The sequence below is a fragment of the Aestuariimicrobium sp. Y1814 genome (assembly GCF_050113895.1).
In the GTDB taxonomy this organism is placed as follows: Bacteria; Actinomycetota; Actinomycetes; order Propionibacteriales; family Propionibacteriaceae; genus Aestuariimicrobium.
In genome coordinates, this window is sequence record NZ_JBNJRW010000002.1 from 196,547 (window position 1) to 211,469 (window position 14,923).

The 14,923-nt window shown below is 69.8% G+C and carries 17 protein-coding genes; 9 read left to right on the forward strand and 8 right to left on the reverse strand.

Annotation, left to right across the window (positions count from 1 at the left end; genetic code table 11):
• Window positions 1-13: 13 nt before the first annotated feature.
• Window positions 14-757 carry a helix-turn-helix transcriptional regulator gene (locus tag ACQE3C_RS03195; protein WP_434537753.1) on the reverse strand — a complete coding sequence of 248 codons (744 nt, stop codon included), beginning with the start codon at window positions 755-757 and terminating at the stop codon, window positions 14-16.
• A 56-nt stretch (window positions 758-813) separates the two neighbouring features.
• Between ACQE3C_RS03195 and ACQE3C_RS03200 the strand changes: the two genes are divergently transcribed.
• Together ACQE3C_RS03200 and ACQE3C_RS03205 are read left to right on the forward strand one after the other, a co-directional pair.
• A complete protein-coding gene (locus tag ACQE3C_RS03200; protein WP_434537754.1) occupies window positions 814-1,113 on the forward strand; it encodes a DUF2249 domain-containing protein in 300 nt (99 codons plus the stop codon).
• On the forward strand, window positions 1,086-1,601 hold the full coding sequence (locus ACQE3C_RS03205; RefSeq protein WP_434537755.1) for a hemerythrin domain-containing protein: 516 nt from the start codon (window positions 1,086-1,088) through the stop codon (window positions 1,599-1,601). The genes ACQE3C_RS03200 and ACQE3C_RS03205 overlap by 28 nt, the downstream gene beginning before the upstream one ends.
• 19 nt (window positions 1,602-1,620) lie before the next feature.
• Here the strand turns inward: ACQE3C_RS03205 and moaA are convergent, their stop codons facing one another.
• From moaA to ACQE3C_RS03220, 3 genes are read right to left on the reverse strand one after another with little or no spacing between them, the layout of a single operon-like run.
• Window positions 1,621-2,616, reverse strand: a complete 996-nt coding sequence (gene moaA, locus ACQE3C_RS03210) for a GTP 3',8-cyclase MoaA (RefSeq protein ID WP_434537756.1) — start codon at window positions 2,614-2,616, stop codon at window positions 1,621-1,623.
• On the reverse strand, window positions 2,616-3,095 hold the full coding sequence (locus tag ACQE3C_RS03215; protein ID WP_434537757.1) for a molybdenum cofactor biosynthesis protein MoaE: 480 nt from the start codon (window positions 3,093-3,095) through the stop codon (window positions 2,616-2,618). Before ACQE3C_RS03215 ends, moaA begins: the two co-directional genes overlap by 1 nt.
• A complete protein-coding gene (locus tag ACQE3C_RS03220; protein WP_434537758.1) occupies window positions 3,095-3,571 on the reverse strand; it encodes a MogA/MoaB family molybdenum cofactor biosynthesis protein in 477 nt (158 codons plus the stop codon). The genes ACQE3C_RS03215 and ACQE3C_RS03220 overlap by 1 nt, the downstream gene beginning before the upstream one ends.
• Window positions 3,572-3,683: 112 nt before the next feature.
• On the opposite strand from ACQE3C_RS03220, the gene ACQE3C_RS03225 reads away from it, so the two are divergent.
• The 5 genes from ACQE3C_RS03225 (at window position 3,684) to ACQE3C_RS03245 (ending at window position 7,020) form a co-directional block, all read left to right on the forward strand.
• Window positions 3,684-4,070, forward strand: coding sequence for a TOBE domain-containing protein (locus ACQE3C_RS03225; RefSeq protein ID WP_434537759.1), 387 nt, complete (start codon window positions 3,684-3,686; stop codon window positions 4,068-4,070).
• A 3-nt stretch (window positions 4,071-4,073) separates the two neighbouring features.
• A complete protein-coding gene (gene modA, locus ACQE3C_RS03230; RefSeq protein WP_434537760.1) occupies window positions 4,074-4,829 on the forward strand; it encodes a molybdate ABC transporter substrate-binding protein in 756 nt (251 codons plus the stop codon).
• A 52-nt stretch (window positions 4,830-4,881) separates the two neighbouring features.
• Window positions 4,882-5,637, forward strand: a complete 756-nt coding sequence (locus ACQE3C_RS03235; RefSeq protein ID WP_434537761.1) for an ABC transporter permease — start codon at window positions 4,882-4,884, stop codon at window positions 5,635-5,637.
• Window positions 5,634-6,782, forward strand: a complete 1,149-nt coding sequence (locus ACQE3C_RS03240; protein ID WP_434537762.1) for an ABC transporter ATP-binding protein — start codon at window positions 5,634-5,636, stop codon at window positions 6,780-6,782. The genes ACQE3C_RS03235 and ACQE3C_RS03240 overlap by 4 nt, the downstream gene beginning before the upstream one ends.
• Window positions 6,783-6,897: 115 nt before the next feature.
• Entirely contained in the window at window positions 6,898-7,020 is a 123-nt protein-coding gene (locus ACQE3C_RS03245) for a hypothetical protein (RefSeq protein WP_434537763.1), read from the forward strand.
• 63 nt (window positions 7,021-7,083) lie between these two features.
• On the opposite strand, the gene ACQE3C_RS03250 is transcribed toward ACQE3C_RS03245, so the two are convergent.
• Window positions 7,084-9,054, reverse strand: coding sequence for a penicillin-binding transpeptidase domain-containing protein (locus ACQE3C_RS03250; RefSeq protein WP_434537764.1), 1,971 nt, complete (start codon window positions 9,052-9,054; stop codon window positions 7,084-7,086).
• Window positions 9,055-9,199: 145 nt separating this feature from the next.
• On the opposite strand from ACQE3C_RS03250, the gene ACQE3C_RS03255 reads away from it, so the two are divergent.
• Both ACQE3C_RS03255 and ACQE3C_RS03260 read left to right on the forward strand, forming a co-directional pair.
• Complete coding sequence (locus tag ACQE3C_RS03255; RefSeq protein ID WP_434537765.1) at window positions 9,200-9,865, forward strand: response regulator transcription factor; 666 nt, start codon at window positions 9,200-9,202, stop codon at window positions 9,863-9,865.
• The gene (locus ACQE3C_RS03260) at window positions 9,862-11,247 is read left to right on the forward strand and encodes an ATP-binding protein (RefSeq protein ID WP_434537766.1); all 1,386 of its coding nucleotides are present in this window, start codon (window positions 9,862-9,864) and stop codon (window positions 11,245-11,247) included. Before ACQE3C_RS03255 ends, ACQE3C_RS03260 begins: the two co-directional genes overlap by 4 nt.
• Before the next feature lie 192 nt (window positions 11,248-11,439).
• Here ACQE3C_RS03260 and ACQE3C_RS03265 read toward each other — a convergent pair whose 3' ends face one another.
• The 3 genes from ACQE3C_RS03265 to ACQE3C_RS03275 form a co-directional block, all read right to left on the reverse strand.
• Window positions 11,440-12,720 (reverse strand): hypothetical protein, encoded by a 1,281-nt coding sequence (locus ACQE3C_RS03265; protein WP_434537767.1) that lies wholly within the window; start codon window positions 12,718-12,720, stop codon window positions 11,440-11,442.
• A 116-nt stretch (window positions 12,721-12,836) separates the two neighbouring features.
• Entirely contained in the window at window positions 12,837-14,120 is a 1,284-nt protein-coding gene (locus ACQE3C_RS03270) for a citrate synthase (RefSeq protein WP_434537768.1), read from the reverse strand.
• 114 nt (window positions 14,121-14,234) lie between these two features.
• Window positions 14,235-14,870 carry a TetR/AcrR family transcriptional regulator gene (locus tag ACQE3C_RS03275; RefSeq protein WP_434537769.1) on the reverse strand — a complete coding sequence of 212 codons (636 nt, stop codon included), beginning with the start codon at window positions 14,868-14,870 and terminating at the stop codon, window positions 14,235-14,237.
• Between the last annotated feature and the right edge of the window lie 53 nt (window positions 14,871-14,923).

A 14,923-nucleotide genomic window follows, 5' to 3' on the forward strand; every position in this document is an offset into this window, starting at 1 on the left:
CCTTTCGCCCTGGTCAGGCGCCGCGTCCTCGGGGCTGCACCCGGCAGCCCTCGGCGTCGGCCATGGGCAGCAGTTCGACGCCCTCGCGGGCACCAAGATTGTGCAGCACGGCGTCGATCATGCCCTGGTGCATCTCGCAGATGACATTCGGGTGGGATTCGGCCAGGTCAATCAGCGGGCAGGTGCCCAACGTCAGCGTCTCGCCCTGCTCGGTCGCGACGCGGGTGGGTGAGAAGCCCAGCATGTCGAGCACCTCGACGAGGCCGTCGAGGGGCTGGTGGTCGGTGGGGTGGGTGAACTCGGGCAATTGCTCTGCCTGCTGGTCACCCCAGATGCGTCCGATTGCGCGGGCCTTTTCCGGGGCCCGGTGTTGGTCGTCCTGCACCAGGAAGGTCGCGAAAGCGCCCACCAGGTCTCGATACTCGTTGACCTGGTCATGGTCGGCCAGCGCCGCCCACCCCCGTGAGGTGGCCCGGAACCCCTGCGGTCGCCGACCCGGTCGTCCGGTGGGGAAGGTGGAGATCTCGACCATGTCGTCGTCGGCGAGTGCGGTCAGCTGCTGGCGTGAGGTGTTCGGGTGGCCACCCAGGTGTTCGGCCACCTGCTCCAGGCTGACCCACCCCGGGGGTGCGCCGGAGTCGCCATCGTGTGCGCCGGAGTTCCGGGCGCCCAGGTCGGCCACGGCGCGCAGCACGCGCTCCCGGGCCGCTGACATCCGTCGCCCAACCCGGCGCCGTGGCGCGCTCTCGGTCTGCATGGCCATGACCCCTACCCCCCGGAGTTACTACATGTGGTCTTAATTAATATACGCCCATGAGCAATGACTCCCTGACCAGCCCCCTGTCCATTACCGAGAAGCACTCCTGCGGGTGCGGCGACCACGACCACCAGCTGCCCGAACTCGATGCGCGGACGATCCCGCACGCGATTCGCCACGGCGCCATCCTGGGCGCCCTGGGCCAGCTCGGCCCGGGTGCCGCGATGATCCTGGCCGCCCCGCACGACCCGCTGCCGCTGCTGCGCCAGATCGACCAGCAGTTCAATGGCACCGTCGAGGTCAGCTATGTGGAGGAGGGCCCCGAGGTGTGGCGCCTGAAGCTGGTGCGCGGCTGATGTGCAGCTACTGCGGCTGTGACGCCATCGAGGTGATCGGGCGGTTCATGAACGAACACGTCGAGATCATCAACGCCACCGGCCAGCTGCGCCGCGCAGTCGAGGCCGGTGAGCCGGACGAGTCGGTGCGCGCGCACGCCGCCACGGTGGCGGGCCTGCTGGGCCCGCACACCGGCGCTGAGGAGGTGGGCCTGTTCAGCGTGATGAAGCAGCAGGACGAGTTCGTCGACTACATCACCCAGCTGTGCGGCGAACACGTCACCCTGGACGGTCTGCTCGCGCAGGTCGCCGAGGGACGACGCGACCTGGTCGGGGTCTTCGAGGATGCCCTGCGCGAACACATCGACCGGGAGGACAACTCCTTGTTCCCGGCCGCCGCGGTGTCACTGGTGGGCCCGGATTGGGACCAGGTCGACGCCCTCACCCACGACCATGATCACCGCATGGGCATCGCTCACGATCATGGTCCCGGATTGACGTCTCACTGAGTCACACGAGCAGGTCCGCTCAGCCGCCGATGGCGCTCATCGGACGATCCGGCTGCAGGAAGCCGGGTTCGTTGATGCCGTGCCCGGGCAGTTTGCCGGCCAGGCAGGTGTGGAAGACCTGCGCCAACTCCTCGTCCGATGCCCCCTCGCGCAGGGGGCCACGCAGGTCACTCTCGCCGCGGGCGAACAGGCACGACCGCAGCTGGCCGTCGGCGGTCAGCCGCAGCCGGTCGCAGGCCCCGCAGAACGGGGCGGTGACCGAGGCGATGATGCCCACCACGCCCGGCCCGCCGTCGACCAGGAACCGTTCCGCGGGGGCGGCGCCACGGTCCTGGATCGGGGTCAGTTCGTGGTCCCTCGACAGCAGTTCGATCATCTCGGCCTGGGTGACCATGGTGCGTCGGTCCCAGATCTTGCCGGCATCCAGCGGCATCTGCTCGATGAAGCGCAGCTCCAGGCCGCGGGCCAGGCACCAGTCCAGCAGTGCGCCGACCTCGTCCAGGTTCACCTCGCGCATCGGCACCGCATTGATCTTGATCGGACGAAGGTTTGCCGCGATGGCGGCATCGATCCCGGCGATCACGTCGGCGAGCCGGTTGCGGCGGGTGAGCCTGTGGAAGCGCTCGGCGTCCAGGGTGTCCAGCGAGATGTTGACCCGGGTCAGCCCGGCGTCCTTGAGCGCCGGTGCGATCTTCGACAGGCCGATGCCGTTGGTGGTGATCGACACCTCGGGATGGCTGCCGTCGGGCCGGCGCAGGGCCGCGATCCGGGCGACGATCTCGACCACGTCGGGGCGCAGCAGCGGCTCCCCACCGGTGAGGCGCACCTCGGTGATGCCCTCGTTCAGCCCGATGCGCACGATCCGCATCAGTTCCTCGGGGCTCAGCAGTGACTGCCGCGGCAGCCACGGCACGCCCTCGGCGGGCATGCAGTAGGTGCAGCGCAGGTTGCAGTGGTCGGTCAGCGAGATCCGCAGGTCACGGTGGATGCGACCGTAGTTGTCCTCCAGCGCCACTACGCCCCACCCCCGTCCGGGCTCAGGTCGGCCGCGGTGTCGTCGAGGCCCAGGTTCGACCAGACCTTCCGCCCGCCTACCTCCTTCTGGTGCTTCCAGATCGGCAGTTCGGCCTTGATCCGTTCAACGGCCTGGGAGCAGACCCTGAAGGCCAGTTCACGGTGCCCGGACGAGACCGCCACCACGATGGCGACCTCCCCGACCAGCAGGTGGCCGACCCGGTGCTGGGCGGCGACCAGCGTCTCGCCGGCCGGGTCCAGTTCGTCCAGCAGGCTGGACACGATCGGGCCGATCATGGCGTCGGCGTCAGGGTGGCCGGAATAGTCGATGCTCTCGACCTCGCCGGTGGCCTCGGCGTCGTGGTTGCGGATCTGCCCCACGAACACGGCCACGGCGCCGGCAGCGGGGGAGTCGACCAGGCGGCGCAGCACCTCCGGGTCAATGGCGTCCTCACTCACCTGGGCATGCACGACGGGCATCAGTGGTCTCCTCCGCTCAACTGGGACAGGGCATGGGGCAGCAGCGGCACCAGCACGTCGAGGCCCTCGCCCACCGCAGTCGGGCTGCCGGGAAGGTTGACGACCAGGCACTGCCCGACCACCCCGGCGACCCCTCGTCCGAGGGCGGCATGGGGGGCCACCTCGATGGCCCGCAGTCGCAGCAACTCGGCCAGGCCGGGCACCTCGCGGGTGACCACCAGCCGGGTGCCCTCCGGGGTCAGGTCACGCGGGCCGATGCCGGTGCCACCCGAGGTGATCACCAGCCGCGACCCGGCGGCCACTGCGGCCCGCAGGGCCTCGGCCACCGACTCGACGCCATCGGGGACGACGCGCAGTTCGACCCGGTACCCGGCATCGGTCAGGCGCTCGACGGCCACCGGGCCGGAGCGGTCCTCGCGCTGTCCCGAGGCGCTGCGGTCCGACACCGTGATCACCGTCGCGGGGGTGCTGGACATACCCCCCAACCTACCGTGCGGCGCCTGTGGAAAACGTGGCTCCCCGAGGCGCCCCGAGCCTACGGAGAACCCTGGGTGAATGATCCGCAAACGCGGTGCTAGTGTCTCGTCCATGACGCAGATTCGCATCAGCTATGCCGCCGACCTGCTCGGGGTCAGCGACGACACCGTCCGCCGGTGGATCGACCAGGGCCAGTTGACCGCCTTCCCCGACGATTCGGGACGTCAGGTCATCGACGGGGCTGAGCTGGCCCACTTCGCCCAGGAGCGGGCCAACAGCGAGCGCCCCCACGGCACCTCGGCACGCAACGCCTTCACCGGCCTGGTGACCAAGGTCGTCAGCGACCAGGTGATGAGTTCGGTGGAACTGCAGTGCGGGCCCTACCGGGTGATGGCCCTGGTCAGCACCGAAGCCGTCAAGGACCTCGGGCTCGCACCCGGCTCCATCGCCACCGCCCGCATCAAGGCCACCAATGTGGTCGTCGACCGTCAGGACTGAACCATGAAACGACTCATCGCACTCGTCGCCGGCCTCGCGCTGCTGCTGACCGGCTGCGGCTCCGACGACACCACCGGCTCCAACTCGACCGGTGGTGGCACCATCACCGTGTTCGCCGCGGCCTCGCTCAAGGGCTCCTTCGAGGAAATGGCCCCGCTGTTCAAGGAGAAGACCGGCACGGAGGTCACCTTCAGCTTCCTCGGCTCGCAGGATCTCGTCTCGAACCTCGCCGGTGGCGCCGCGGCCGACGTGCTCGCCACCGCCGACGAGAAGTCGATGACCAGCGCCACCGAGCAGAACCTGGTCGGGGAGTCGAAGATCTTCGCCGCCAACACCCTGGTCATTGTCACCCCGCCCGGCAACCCGGCCGGCATCACCGGCCTGGACTCCTCACTCGAGGGCAAGAAGCTGGTCATCTGCGACGAGGTCGTGCCCTGCGGCAACGCCACCAATACCCTGGCCGAACAGCTCGGCGTCACCCTGAACCCCGTCTCCAAGGAGGAGAAGGTCAGCGACGTGCTCGCCAAGATCACCACCGGTGAGGGCGATGCCGGCGTCGTGTACGCCACCGACGCCAGCAACGCGGGTTCCGAGGTCGAGACCATCCAGATCGAGGGCGCCGACCAGGTCGTCAACAAGTACCCGATCGCGCTGACCGCCGAGCCTGCCAACAGTGCCTCCGGGCAGGAGTTCGTCGACTTCGTCCTCAGCGACGAGGGCCAGGCGGTGCTGGCCAAGTACGGCTTCGCCAAGCCCTGATCGGCGAGGGGGAACCCACCTCGTGCGACCTGGACTACCGCGATGGTTGGCGGTGCCGGCCCTGCTCGGGATCGCCTTCCTCGCGATTCCCCTGATCGGGCTGCTCGTCCGGCTGCCCTGGACCGAACTGCCCGAACTGTTGTCGGCCGGATCTGCGCAGGCTGCGCTGTGGCTGAGCCTGCGCACCAGCGCGGTCTCGATGCTGCTCTCGGTGGTGCTCGGGCTGCCCGTGGCGCTCTACCTGGCCCGTGCATCGGGACGATCCGCGTTCCTGGTGCGCACCCTGTCGCTGCTGCCGATGGTGCTGCCGCCGGTCGTGGCCGGCCTGATCCTGCTGGTCACCCTGGGGCGCCGGGGCCTGCTGGGGCGCTACCTCGACCTGATCGGCATCCAGATCGGGTTCACCACGACCGCCGTGGTGATCGCCCAGACCTTCGTGTCGATGCCCTTCTTCATCGTGGCCGTCGAGGGGGCGCTGCGCACCCTCGACCCCGACCATGACGTGGTCGCCGCCACCCTGGGTGCCCGCCCGACCACGGTGCTGCGGCGGGTCACCCTGCCGATGGTGCTGCCGGCGGTCGTCAACGGGGCCGCGATGGCCTTCGCCCGCTCCCTGGGTGAGTTCGGGGCCACGCTGACCTTCGCCGGGTCACTGCAGGGCACCACCCGGACGATGCCGCTGGAGATCTACCTCAAACGTGAGGACGACATGGACGCCGCGCTGGCGCTGGCCATGGTGCTGATCGCGGTGGCCGTGGTGCTGATGGGTGCCTCGGCCCTGGTGCAACGCCGTTGGAGCACCCGATGACCGCGGGCACCACCCCCACGCTGCGGGTGGCCGCCACCGTGGCGGTGCGCAACGTCCAGCTCGACGTGGACCTCGACCAGGGCCGCACGCTCGCGGTGGTCGGGCCCAACGGGTCGGGCAAGTCGACCCTGCTGCAACTGGTCGCCGGCCTCGTCCGCCCCGACGAGGGCAGCGTCGAGATCGCCGGGCGCACGGTGTCGGGGCCCGGGACCATGGTCGAGGTGCACAAGCGCGGCGTCGGCCTGCTCACCCAGCGCTCACTGCTGTTCGACCACCTCAGCGTGCTCGACAACGTCGCCTTCGGCGTGCGGGCGCAGGGCACCCCCAAGAAGGAAGCGGCCGAACGGGCCATGGTCGAGCTGGGGGCGGTGGGCCTGGCCGACCTGGCCGGCCGTCGTCCGCGTCACCTCTCGGGTGGTCAGGCGCAACGGGTGGCGCTGGCCCGGGCGCTGGCGACCGACCCGTCGGTGGTCATGTTGGACGAACCGCTGGCCGCGCTCGACGTCGATGCCGCGCTGCACATGCGTGCCCTGCTGGCCCAGCGGTTGCGCGGGCGCACCGCGCTGCTGGTGACCCACGACCCGCTCGACCTGTGGACCCTGGCCGACGACGTGCTGGTGATCGAGGCCGGACGAGTGCGCCAGCGCGGCTCACTGGACGAGGTCGCCCAGCGGCCGGCGACCGGCTTCCTGGCCGGCCTGCTGGGCACCAACCGCCTGCTCGGGGTGGCGTCCTCGCCCGAGGTCGTCCGGGTGGGTGACCTCGAGGTGGTGGGGGTGGCCTCCGAGGCCGACCCGCCCAGGGACGGTTCTGCGGCGATGGCGCTGTTCGACCCCTCGGCGGTGGTACTGCACCCGGCCGACGACAAGCCCCAGGGCAGTGCCCGCAACGTGTGGCCGGTCGAGGTGATCGGGGTCGAACCCCGCGGGGCGCTGGTGCGGGTGCGCACCCAGCTGGACGACGGGCAGTTGGTGGCCGCCGATGTCACCGCCCGCAGCGTCGCGGAGCTCGGTATCGGCACCGTCGCCGACGGGGTCGCCGGGTCGTCCGGTGGGTCGGTGCGGCTGCTGGCGGCGGTGAAGGCCGCCCAGGTCAGTTGCGTAGCCGATGCCCACCGGGCCGAGGCTGGCGACGGCGCGGCCTGACCAACCCCGCAGCCAAGAGGCCGACGCCTGCGATCACCAGCAAGAGACCGGGCCAAGCGGTCGCGACTGAACGCCAGTTGGGGCTGGTAACGCATTCGCCTGGGTCACTGCACTGATGGTCGACAAGATCACCACGGTGAGGCGGGAGAATGTCGGGTCCCGCATCGGCAGCCTGACTCCGGAGAACCTGGTCGAGGTCGAACGCGCGACCATGGTCTTTCTGGGCCTCGCCCGGTGACGCGCCGCTGATTGCCCAGGAACCGACGTTGAGCATGGTTGAGCCCAACACGGGCAGTCGGGCTCAGCGCAGGAATGCCCGCACCAGCGGGGCCGCGTCGGCGGAGCCGGATGAGCCGCCGGCGACCAGCACCGCGATCGCCAGGTCACCCTGGTAGACCACCATCCAGGCGTGGGTCTGCGGTGGGTTCTGGTTGCCCCACTCGGCGGTGCCGGTCTTGGCGCCGGTCACCACCCCGGCCAGGGACGAGGCCGAGCCGCTCGCCACGGTGGCCTTCATCAGCGCCTGCAGCTGGGCGGTCTCGTTCTGGCTCAACGGAGGCGCCGTCGAGGTCGGTTCGTGGCCGGCCACCAGCCACGGGATGACGGTCTTCCCGCCGGCGATGGACGCGCCGATGCCCGCGATGGCCAGCGGCGAGGCGAGGATGCGTCCCTGCCCGATGGCGTTGGCGGCGTTGACCACCGGGTCGTCAGTGGCCGGCACCTGCCCGTAGAACACCGGGAACCCGGCATCGAAGTCGACGCCGAACCCGAGCGAGGCGGCCGCCTCAGCCAGCGCGCCGTCGGGCAGGTCGGCCGCGGCCCGGATGAAGGCGGTGTTGCAGCTGTGGGCAAAGGCATCGGCCAGGGTGATTCGTCCGATCTTGGACGAGGGGTAGTCGCTGTAGTTCTTGAAGCTTCGTCCGTTCACCACGGTGGTGGCCGGGCAGTCGACCATGGTCTGGGCGCTCAGTCCCTGGCGCACCATCGCCAGCGCGGTCACCGTCTTGAAGGTCGAGCCGGGTTCGTACTGGCCGAAGGTCGAGTAGGGCTGGCCCTTCGCGGCCGGTGACTCGGCGGCCGCCAGCACCCCACCGGTCTTCCAGTTGACGGCCACGATCGCGGCGACCCGGGTCTCATTGGCCAGCACGCCCTGGGCCCGGTGCTGCCAGCCGGTGTCCAGCGAGGTCTGCAACGGCTCACCCTCGACCGGGTCCTGCGCGAACAGGGTGAGGTCGACATGGGGTTCGTCCGAGGGGCCCGGCGAGGGGGCGTCACGACGCTTGACCAGCATCACCAGGTGGCCGGCGGTGCCGCGCAGCTGTTCGTCGTAGCGGGCCTGCAGCCCGGTCAGGCCGATCTGGTCACCGACCTCGAGGGCGCCGTTGCTGGCCTTGGCCTGCTCTTCGGTGACCTTGCCGACCGTGCCCAGCAGGGAGGCGGCGAACCCGTTGGTCACCGCGACGGTGCCCTGTTCGGTGAGGGTGATCGCTCCCGGGATGGTGGCGATGGCCTCGGGCACCTCGCTGCGGCGCACGGTGACCGCCAGGACGAACGCCCGTGGGCCGTGGGCGGCCACCTTGCGCTGGTAGGCGGCCACGTCGATGCCCATCGCCTCGGCGATGCGCCGGGCCGAGTCGGACCACTGGTTCGGCGGGGTGTTCTGCTTGTCCAGGCCGACCTGGGACAGGTCACGGGACTCCATCACGGCCTTGCCCTGGGCATCGAGGATCGGCGCCCGGGCCGGCAACTCGCGGGTGTGCCGCAGGCGCGTCGTGGCGGTCACCTGTTCGTGGACGATCGACGGACGCCAGACCACCCGCCACTGCCCGGCGACCAGGTTCAGCCCGGCGACGGAGGTGAAGGTCCACGGCTCGGTGCCCATCGAATAGGTCTGCTCGAGGCTGACCTGGGCGACGCCGTTGCCCTTGTACTCGATGGGCTGCAGGGTGACCTCGGGGGTGAACCCGTCCATGCCCGACATGATGGTTGCGTAGTCGTCGGCGGCCGCCTTCGGGGCCGTGGCCGGGTCACCCACGAACGGCACGGTGGACAGGTCACCGGTCTGCAAGGCCTGGGCCAGGGCCTCGGCCACCGCGACGGCATCCGGTTCCCCCTCGGGGGGCTGGCCGTGGGTGACCCCGGTGGTCGAGGTCTCCTCGTCCGGCTGGTCGAGCCCGATCCGGGAACAGCTGCCCAGCACGACGGCGAGCGCGACGAGCACCGCCACCCAGCGCAGGCGGGCGGTCGTCCGAACGGCAACGGCAGCAGGCATCGGTGGCCCCTTCGTCATGTGTGACCCCCACGATAGTTCCCGCCGGGCAAGCTCGTGGACGACCCCGCCGAGCCCCGGGGGCGTCGGCGAACCGGATAATGCCCGGGCGTGGCGCGATCACGGGCGGCAGGGCAGAATGATGGCCGTGAGCAGGGTAGTGGTCGTCGAGGACTCGGACGTGATCCGAGCTGCCGTGGCGTCCGCACTGCGTTCCCAGGGCCACCTGGTCAAGGCGCTGCCCGACGGCACCGACCTGGAATCAGTGCTGGTGCAGGGTCGTCCGGACGTCGTGATCCTGGACGTGATGCTGCCCGGTGGCCGCGACGGCTTCGAACTGTTGAAGGTGGTGCGGCGGCTCAGCCGCACCGGGGTGATCATGCTGACCGCCCGCGACGAGGTCGAGAGCCGCGTCCGGGGCCTCACCCAGGGGGCAGACGACTACATCTCCAAGCCGTTCAACATGGCCGAGCTGCTGGCCAGGGTGGAATCGCTGCTGCGCCGGGTCGGCCAGAGCGGGCACGCCATAACCATCGGTGACCTCACCGTGGCCGACGACGCCGCCAAGGTGGAACGCGACGGTGTCGAGGTCAGCCTCACCGAGACCGAACGCAAGATCCTGGCCGAACTGGCCCGCTTCCCGGGCCGGGTGGTGTCCAAGACCCACCTGTTGACCGCCATCTGGGGCTACGACGGCTACGACGAGAACATCGTCGAGGTGCACATCTCGTCACTGCGGCGACGCCTGGAAGCCCACGGGCCCCGCATCATCCACACCGTGCGCGGGCGCGGGTACAAGTTGGAGCAACCGTGACCCGCCGGGCCTCGATGCGGGCCCGGATCCTTGTCGCGATGTGCACGGTGTTGGTCATCACCAATGCCCTGGTGATGTATGCCGCGACCCGCACCCATGCCGCGGCGATCGAACGACCCATTGCCGCCACGCTTGATGCGCGCGCCGAGAACGTGGTCGAGACCGCTGCCGAGTCACCCGACTACGCGACCCTGGCCGAGCGGCTGGGGCAGAACATCATCCAGGTCAGCATCACCACCGTTGACGGCCGCCAGCTCGGGGTGCCCCTGCCGCCGGACCTGAACAGCGTCGACTACCGCTACCGCATCGTGAACATCGACGGCGGTGGGGAACTGCACCAGGCCACCGCGACCCTGTGGGTGTCGGCCGATCTGGTGCTCGCCGAGCACTACCGGCTGCAGCGGATCCTGGCGGTGGTGGGGGCTGCTGCCCTGATCGCCTCGGTGCTGTTGATGATCCTGGTCACCAATGCGGCCCTGCGGCCGCTGGACGAAATGGCTGACCGGGCCCGCCGGATCGGCTCGGGGGAGCGGGGCATCCGGATGGGGGAGACCCCCGGCCCGCCGGAGGTGATGAAGACCGTCGAGGCCATCGACACCATGCTCGACAAGCTTGAGCAGTCCGAGGCCCGGGCGATGTCGGCCGAGATGGACGCGGTGGAGGCCCATGCGCAGATGCAGACCTTCCTGGCCGACGCGGCGCATGAACTGAAGACCCCGCTGGCCGGGATCCAGGCCGCCGCCGAAGCGCTCATGCACCTGCCCGACGACGCCCCCAGCAGTGAGCGGGAGGACCTGGAATACCTGCTGGCCCGCGAGGCCAACCGGGGTGGCCACCTGGTCACCAGCCTGCTCGAGGCCGCCCACGTCGATGCCGGCCTGCGGCTGCGACCGGTGGAGTTGGACGTGATGCCGCTGCTGGAGGCCGAACGTCGGCGGGTGGAACTGGCTCGTCCGGCCCTGGACGTGCAGGTCTCAGGCGACGACCTGACCGTGCTCGGGGACCGCAACGGCTACACCAGCGTGCTGCGCAACCTCATTGAGAACGCAGCGACCGCCGCCACCGTCGCCGGCACCCCCGCCTGGGTCAGGGTCCTGTGCCGTGAGGGCGAGGGCGATGCAGGTCATCCCATGGTCGAGGTCTACGTGATGGATTCCGGGCCGGGTATCCCCGAACAGGACCGGGAACGGGTCTTCGACCGGCTGGTGCGACTGCCCAGCACCGCCAGTTCCACCAAGGGGTCCGGGCTCGGCCTGGCGATCGCCCGCGGGTATGCGCGGGCGATGGGCGGCGACGTGAGGCATGCCGAGGTGCCCGAGGGCGTCGAACTGCCCGGCCCCGTCGGCGCGGTCTTCCTCGCCTGGGCGCCGCTGGCCGAGTGACCCGACCCGGCTGGTAGCCGATCGTCCGAGCGCGCAGTGCTCCGCATACCGCCGGATGCGCAGGGCCCCGATCGTCCGAGCGACCCAACACACTCCCCGAACTCGCGGATGCGCAGGTTTCGTCCCGAAATCCTTGCCACCAGTGAAGATTCCAGGCAGGAACCTGCGCATCCGCGGAGAGGGTGAGTGGGGCTAGTCGCTGCTGGTGGTGTTGTAGTTCGGCTGCCAGGTCTCCGCGGGCTTCCACTCACCGAGCTGGGACGAGCCGTAGTCGGGGGCCGACCATTCCCGCGGCTTCCACCCGCCGGCCAGTTCCTGGCTGGCGGACGGGGTCTCGCCCAGGCCCATCGGGGCGGTGAGCTCGAAGGGGGTCGGTGTCCACTCGATCGGCGCCCAGCCGGCGACCAGCTCCGGGTTCTCCAGGCTTCGCGAGATCGGGTCGGCCTGGGCGGGCTTGAGCGCCGGGCGCTCGTTCAGCTCGATCGGCCCGGTCTGCAGGATGTCGTCCGGGTCGGGGCCGAGGTCATGCGGCAGCTTGGTGGTCGGCATCGTCGGTGGCACCCCGCCGGCGGCGGTCTGCGGGCGAGCGGGGGCCTGGCGCATCGTGGGCTGGGGCTGCCGGGGCTGCCGGGGCTGCCGGGGCTGCCGGGGCTGCTGGGCCGCTGGGCGCTGGGCCGGCTGGCGCTGCGCAGTCTGCGGTCGTCCGGACGACACGCGCTGCGCGGGCTGGGGCTGGCGCGGCGCCTGCTGGGTGGGACGCTGGGCCGGCGCCGGGGCGGCCTGCTGGGGGGTGTCGGCCTGAGCACCGGAGCCACGGTCGGGGGTGAGGTGCTCGGTGACCTGGTGGACGAAGCCGGGCAGGCGCTTGGAGATGAAGGTGTCGACCTCGGCCTCGGCCATGGTGCCCAGGTCGACCCAGAACAGGCGCCCGGTCACGCCGAGCCGCTTGAACGCCCTGGGCCCGATCGAGGTCAGCATTTCCGAGAGGCCCTTGGCCATGGTGCCGCTCACCGTGATCTCGCTGCGCCCGTCACTGGTGGCGGTGAACTGCGGCCCGTTGTACTCGGGCATCCGGAAGACCATGAAGGTCGAGGTGGGTGGGAACCGCGAGGACTGGAAGACCGAGACCTGGCGACGGTGGGCCTTGCCGGTGCGCACCGACCACAGGCCGTTGTTGGGCAGGATCGGGTGGTTGTTCTTCCACTCCGAGGCCAGCGCATCGCTGCGCTCGGTGTAGGCCCAGCCGCCCGGCAGCTGGGGACCACGACCCGACCGCAGGGCCGGCTTCGACTGCCCTGCACCCGAGCCGGCCGCGTCCGGCTTCTTCTTGCCGGCGCTCTGGATGATCAGGCCGGCTGCGCCCATCACCACCAGGACGGTGATGAACCAGCCGGGGGTCTCACCGCCGACGAAGGCGACACCGATCCCCAGGACGATGGCGCCGACCAACAGGATCGATCCACACGACTTCATCTCACTCCTCCACCCCGGCTGATCTGCCCCAAGGCTACCCAGCGCCGGTGTCGCCGGTACTCGTCCGGGAACGCCAACGGGCCCCGGCCGTGCGGCGCGGGACCCGTTGGGTGCGATCAGCGGTTTTCGATCTCGACGTAGTCGCGCAGGACCTCGCCGGTGTAGACCTGACGCGGACGACCGATCTTGCGGGCCGGGTCGGCCTGCTGCTCACGCCACTGGGCGATCCAGCCGGGCAGGCGGCCCAGCGCGAACAGGGCGGTGAAGAACTGGGCCGGGAAGCCCATCGCCTCGTAGATCAGGCCGGTGTAGAAGTCGACGTTCGGGTACAGCTTGCGCTCGATGAAGTACTCATCGTTCAGCGCCGCTTCCTCGAGCTCCAGGGCCATGTCGAGCAGGGCGTTGGACTTGCCCGAAGCACGCAGGATCTCGTCGGCGTGGCCCTTGATGATCTTGGCGCGGGGGTCGTAGTTCTTGTAGACGCGGTGACCGAAGCCCATCAGCTTGCGGCCCGACTTCTTGTCCTTGACCTGGCTGACGAAGGTCTTGGTGTCGATGCCCTCGGTGCGCATCTGGGCCAGCATCTCGAGCACGGCCTGGTTGGCACCGCCGTGCAGGGGGCCGGACAGGGCGTTCACGCCGGAGCTGATCGAGGCGTAGATGTTGGCGTCCGAGGAGCCCACCATGCGCACGGTCGAGGTCGAGCAGTTCTGCTCGTGGTCGGCGTGCAGGATGAACAGGGTCTCGAAGGCGCGCACGACGGCCGGGTCGAGCTCGTACTCCTCCTGCGGGGTGCCGAACGACAGCCGCAGGTAGTTCTCGACGTAGCTGAGCTGGGTCTTCGGGTAGAGGTAGGGCTCACCCACCGAGCTCTTGTAGGCGTAGGCGGCCAGGGTCGGCATCGAGCCGAGCAGGCGAAGGGTCGACTCCTCGATGTGCTCGGGGTCGTGCGGGTCGAGGGTGCTGCGGTTGTAGGCGCCGAGACCGATGACACCGGCGGCCAGCACCATCATCGGGTGGGTGCCGCGCGGGAAGGCCCGGTAGACCTCCTTGAGGCGCTCGTCGAGCATCATGCGGCGCGACACCTTGCCCTGGAAGGTCTCCAGCTGCTCGGCGGTGGGCAGCTCACCGTAGATGAGCAGGTAGGCCACCTCGATGAACGTCGACTTCTCGGCCAGCTGCTCGATCGGGTACCCGCGGTAGCGCAGGATGCCGGCGTCACCATCGATGAAGGTGATCGACGAGGCGCACGAGGCGGTGTTGACGAAGCCGACGTCCAGGGCCACGTGACCGGTCTTGGCGAGCACCTTGGAAGCATCGAAACCGTGCTGTCCCGCCGTGGCGGGGATGATGGGCATCTGGACGGTGGCGTCGCCCAACTGGAGAGTTGCTTCTGTCATGGGGTCGAGTCCTCCTTGAAACGAGACGACCCGCACGGGAACGCCCACGGGTCACGTGGTGCACACACTATCGCGCAGGCCCTCACGTGTGAAAAATTGCTCAAACTCGCGAACTCACACCAGCTCGACGGCCACGACCTTCGGGTGCAGGTCGATGAACGACTGTTCGCGCAGGCGCTCCACTCCCTTGGGGGTGGCGTGGGCGAGGAACAGGCTGTCGGCCAGGCGCAGGAACTGCTCGTCCCCGCCGGTGAGGATGCCGCTGATCTCGAGCAGGATGAATCCGTGCACGCCGGCGTACCAGGTGGTGCAGATGTCTTCGACGTTGCCCTGGACGTAGCCCTCGTCCATCGCCTGCTGCACTGCTTCACCCAGCGGTCGCAGCGACATGGCACGCACCGAGCGCAGGTCCTCGGAATCGACCTGGGCGGTCGAGACGATGTGGAAGCGGGACGGGCTCTCCAGCGCCCAGCGGCGGTAACCGACACCCAGGCTCAGGATCCAGGTCAGCGAGTCGTCGTGGCGGACCGCCTCCAGGGCGTCGGCGAAGCTCTTGGCGGCCTGCTCGGCGACGGCCTCGAGCAGGGCGTCGCGGGAGCCGAACAGCGAGTAGATCGCGGTGGTCGACGTGTCGAGGGACTCCGCGAGGGGGCGCAGGGCGAACGTGTCACCCTTCTCGGCGACCAGGTCGGTCGCCGCCTCGAGGAGGCGCTGGCGGAGGTTCTCGTCGTGCAGTTTCGGTCGGGCCATAATTGGTTAGTCTAGTCACCCTTCCCAAGGACCTCAGGCGCGGAACGAAGAAA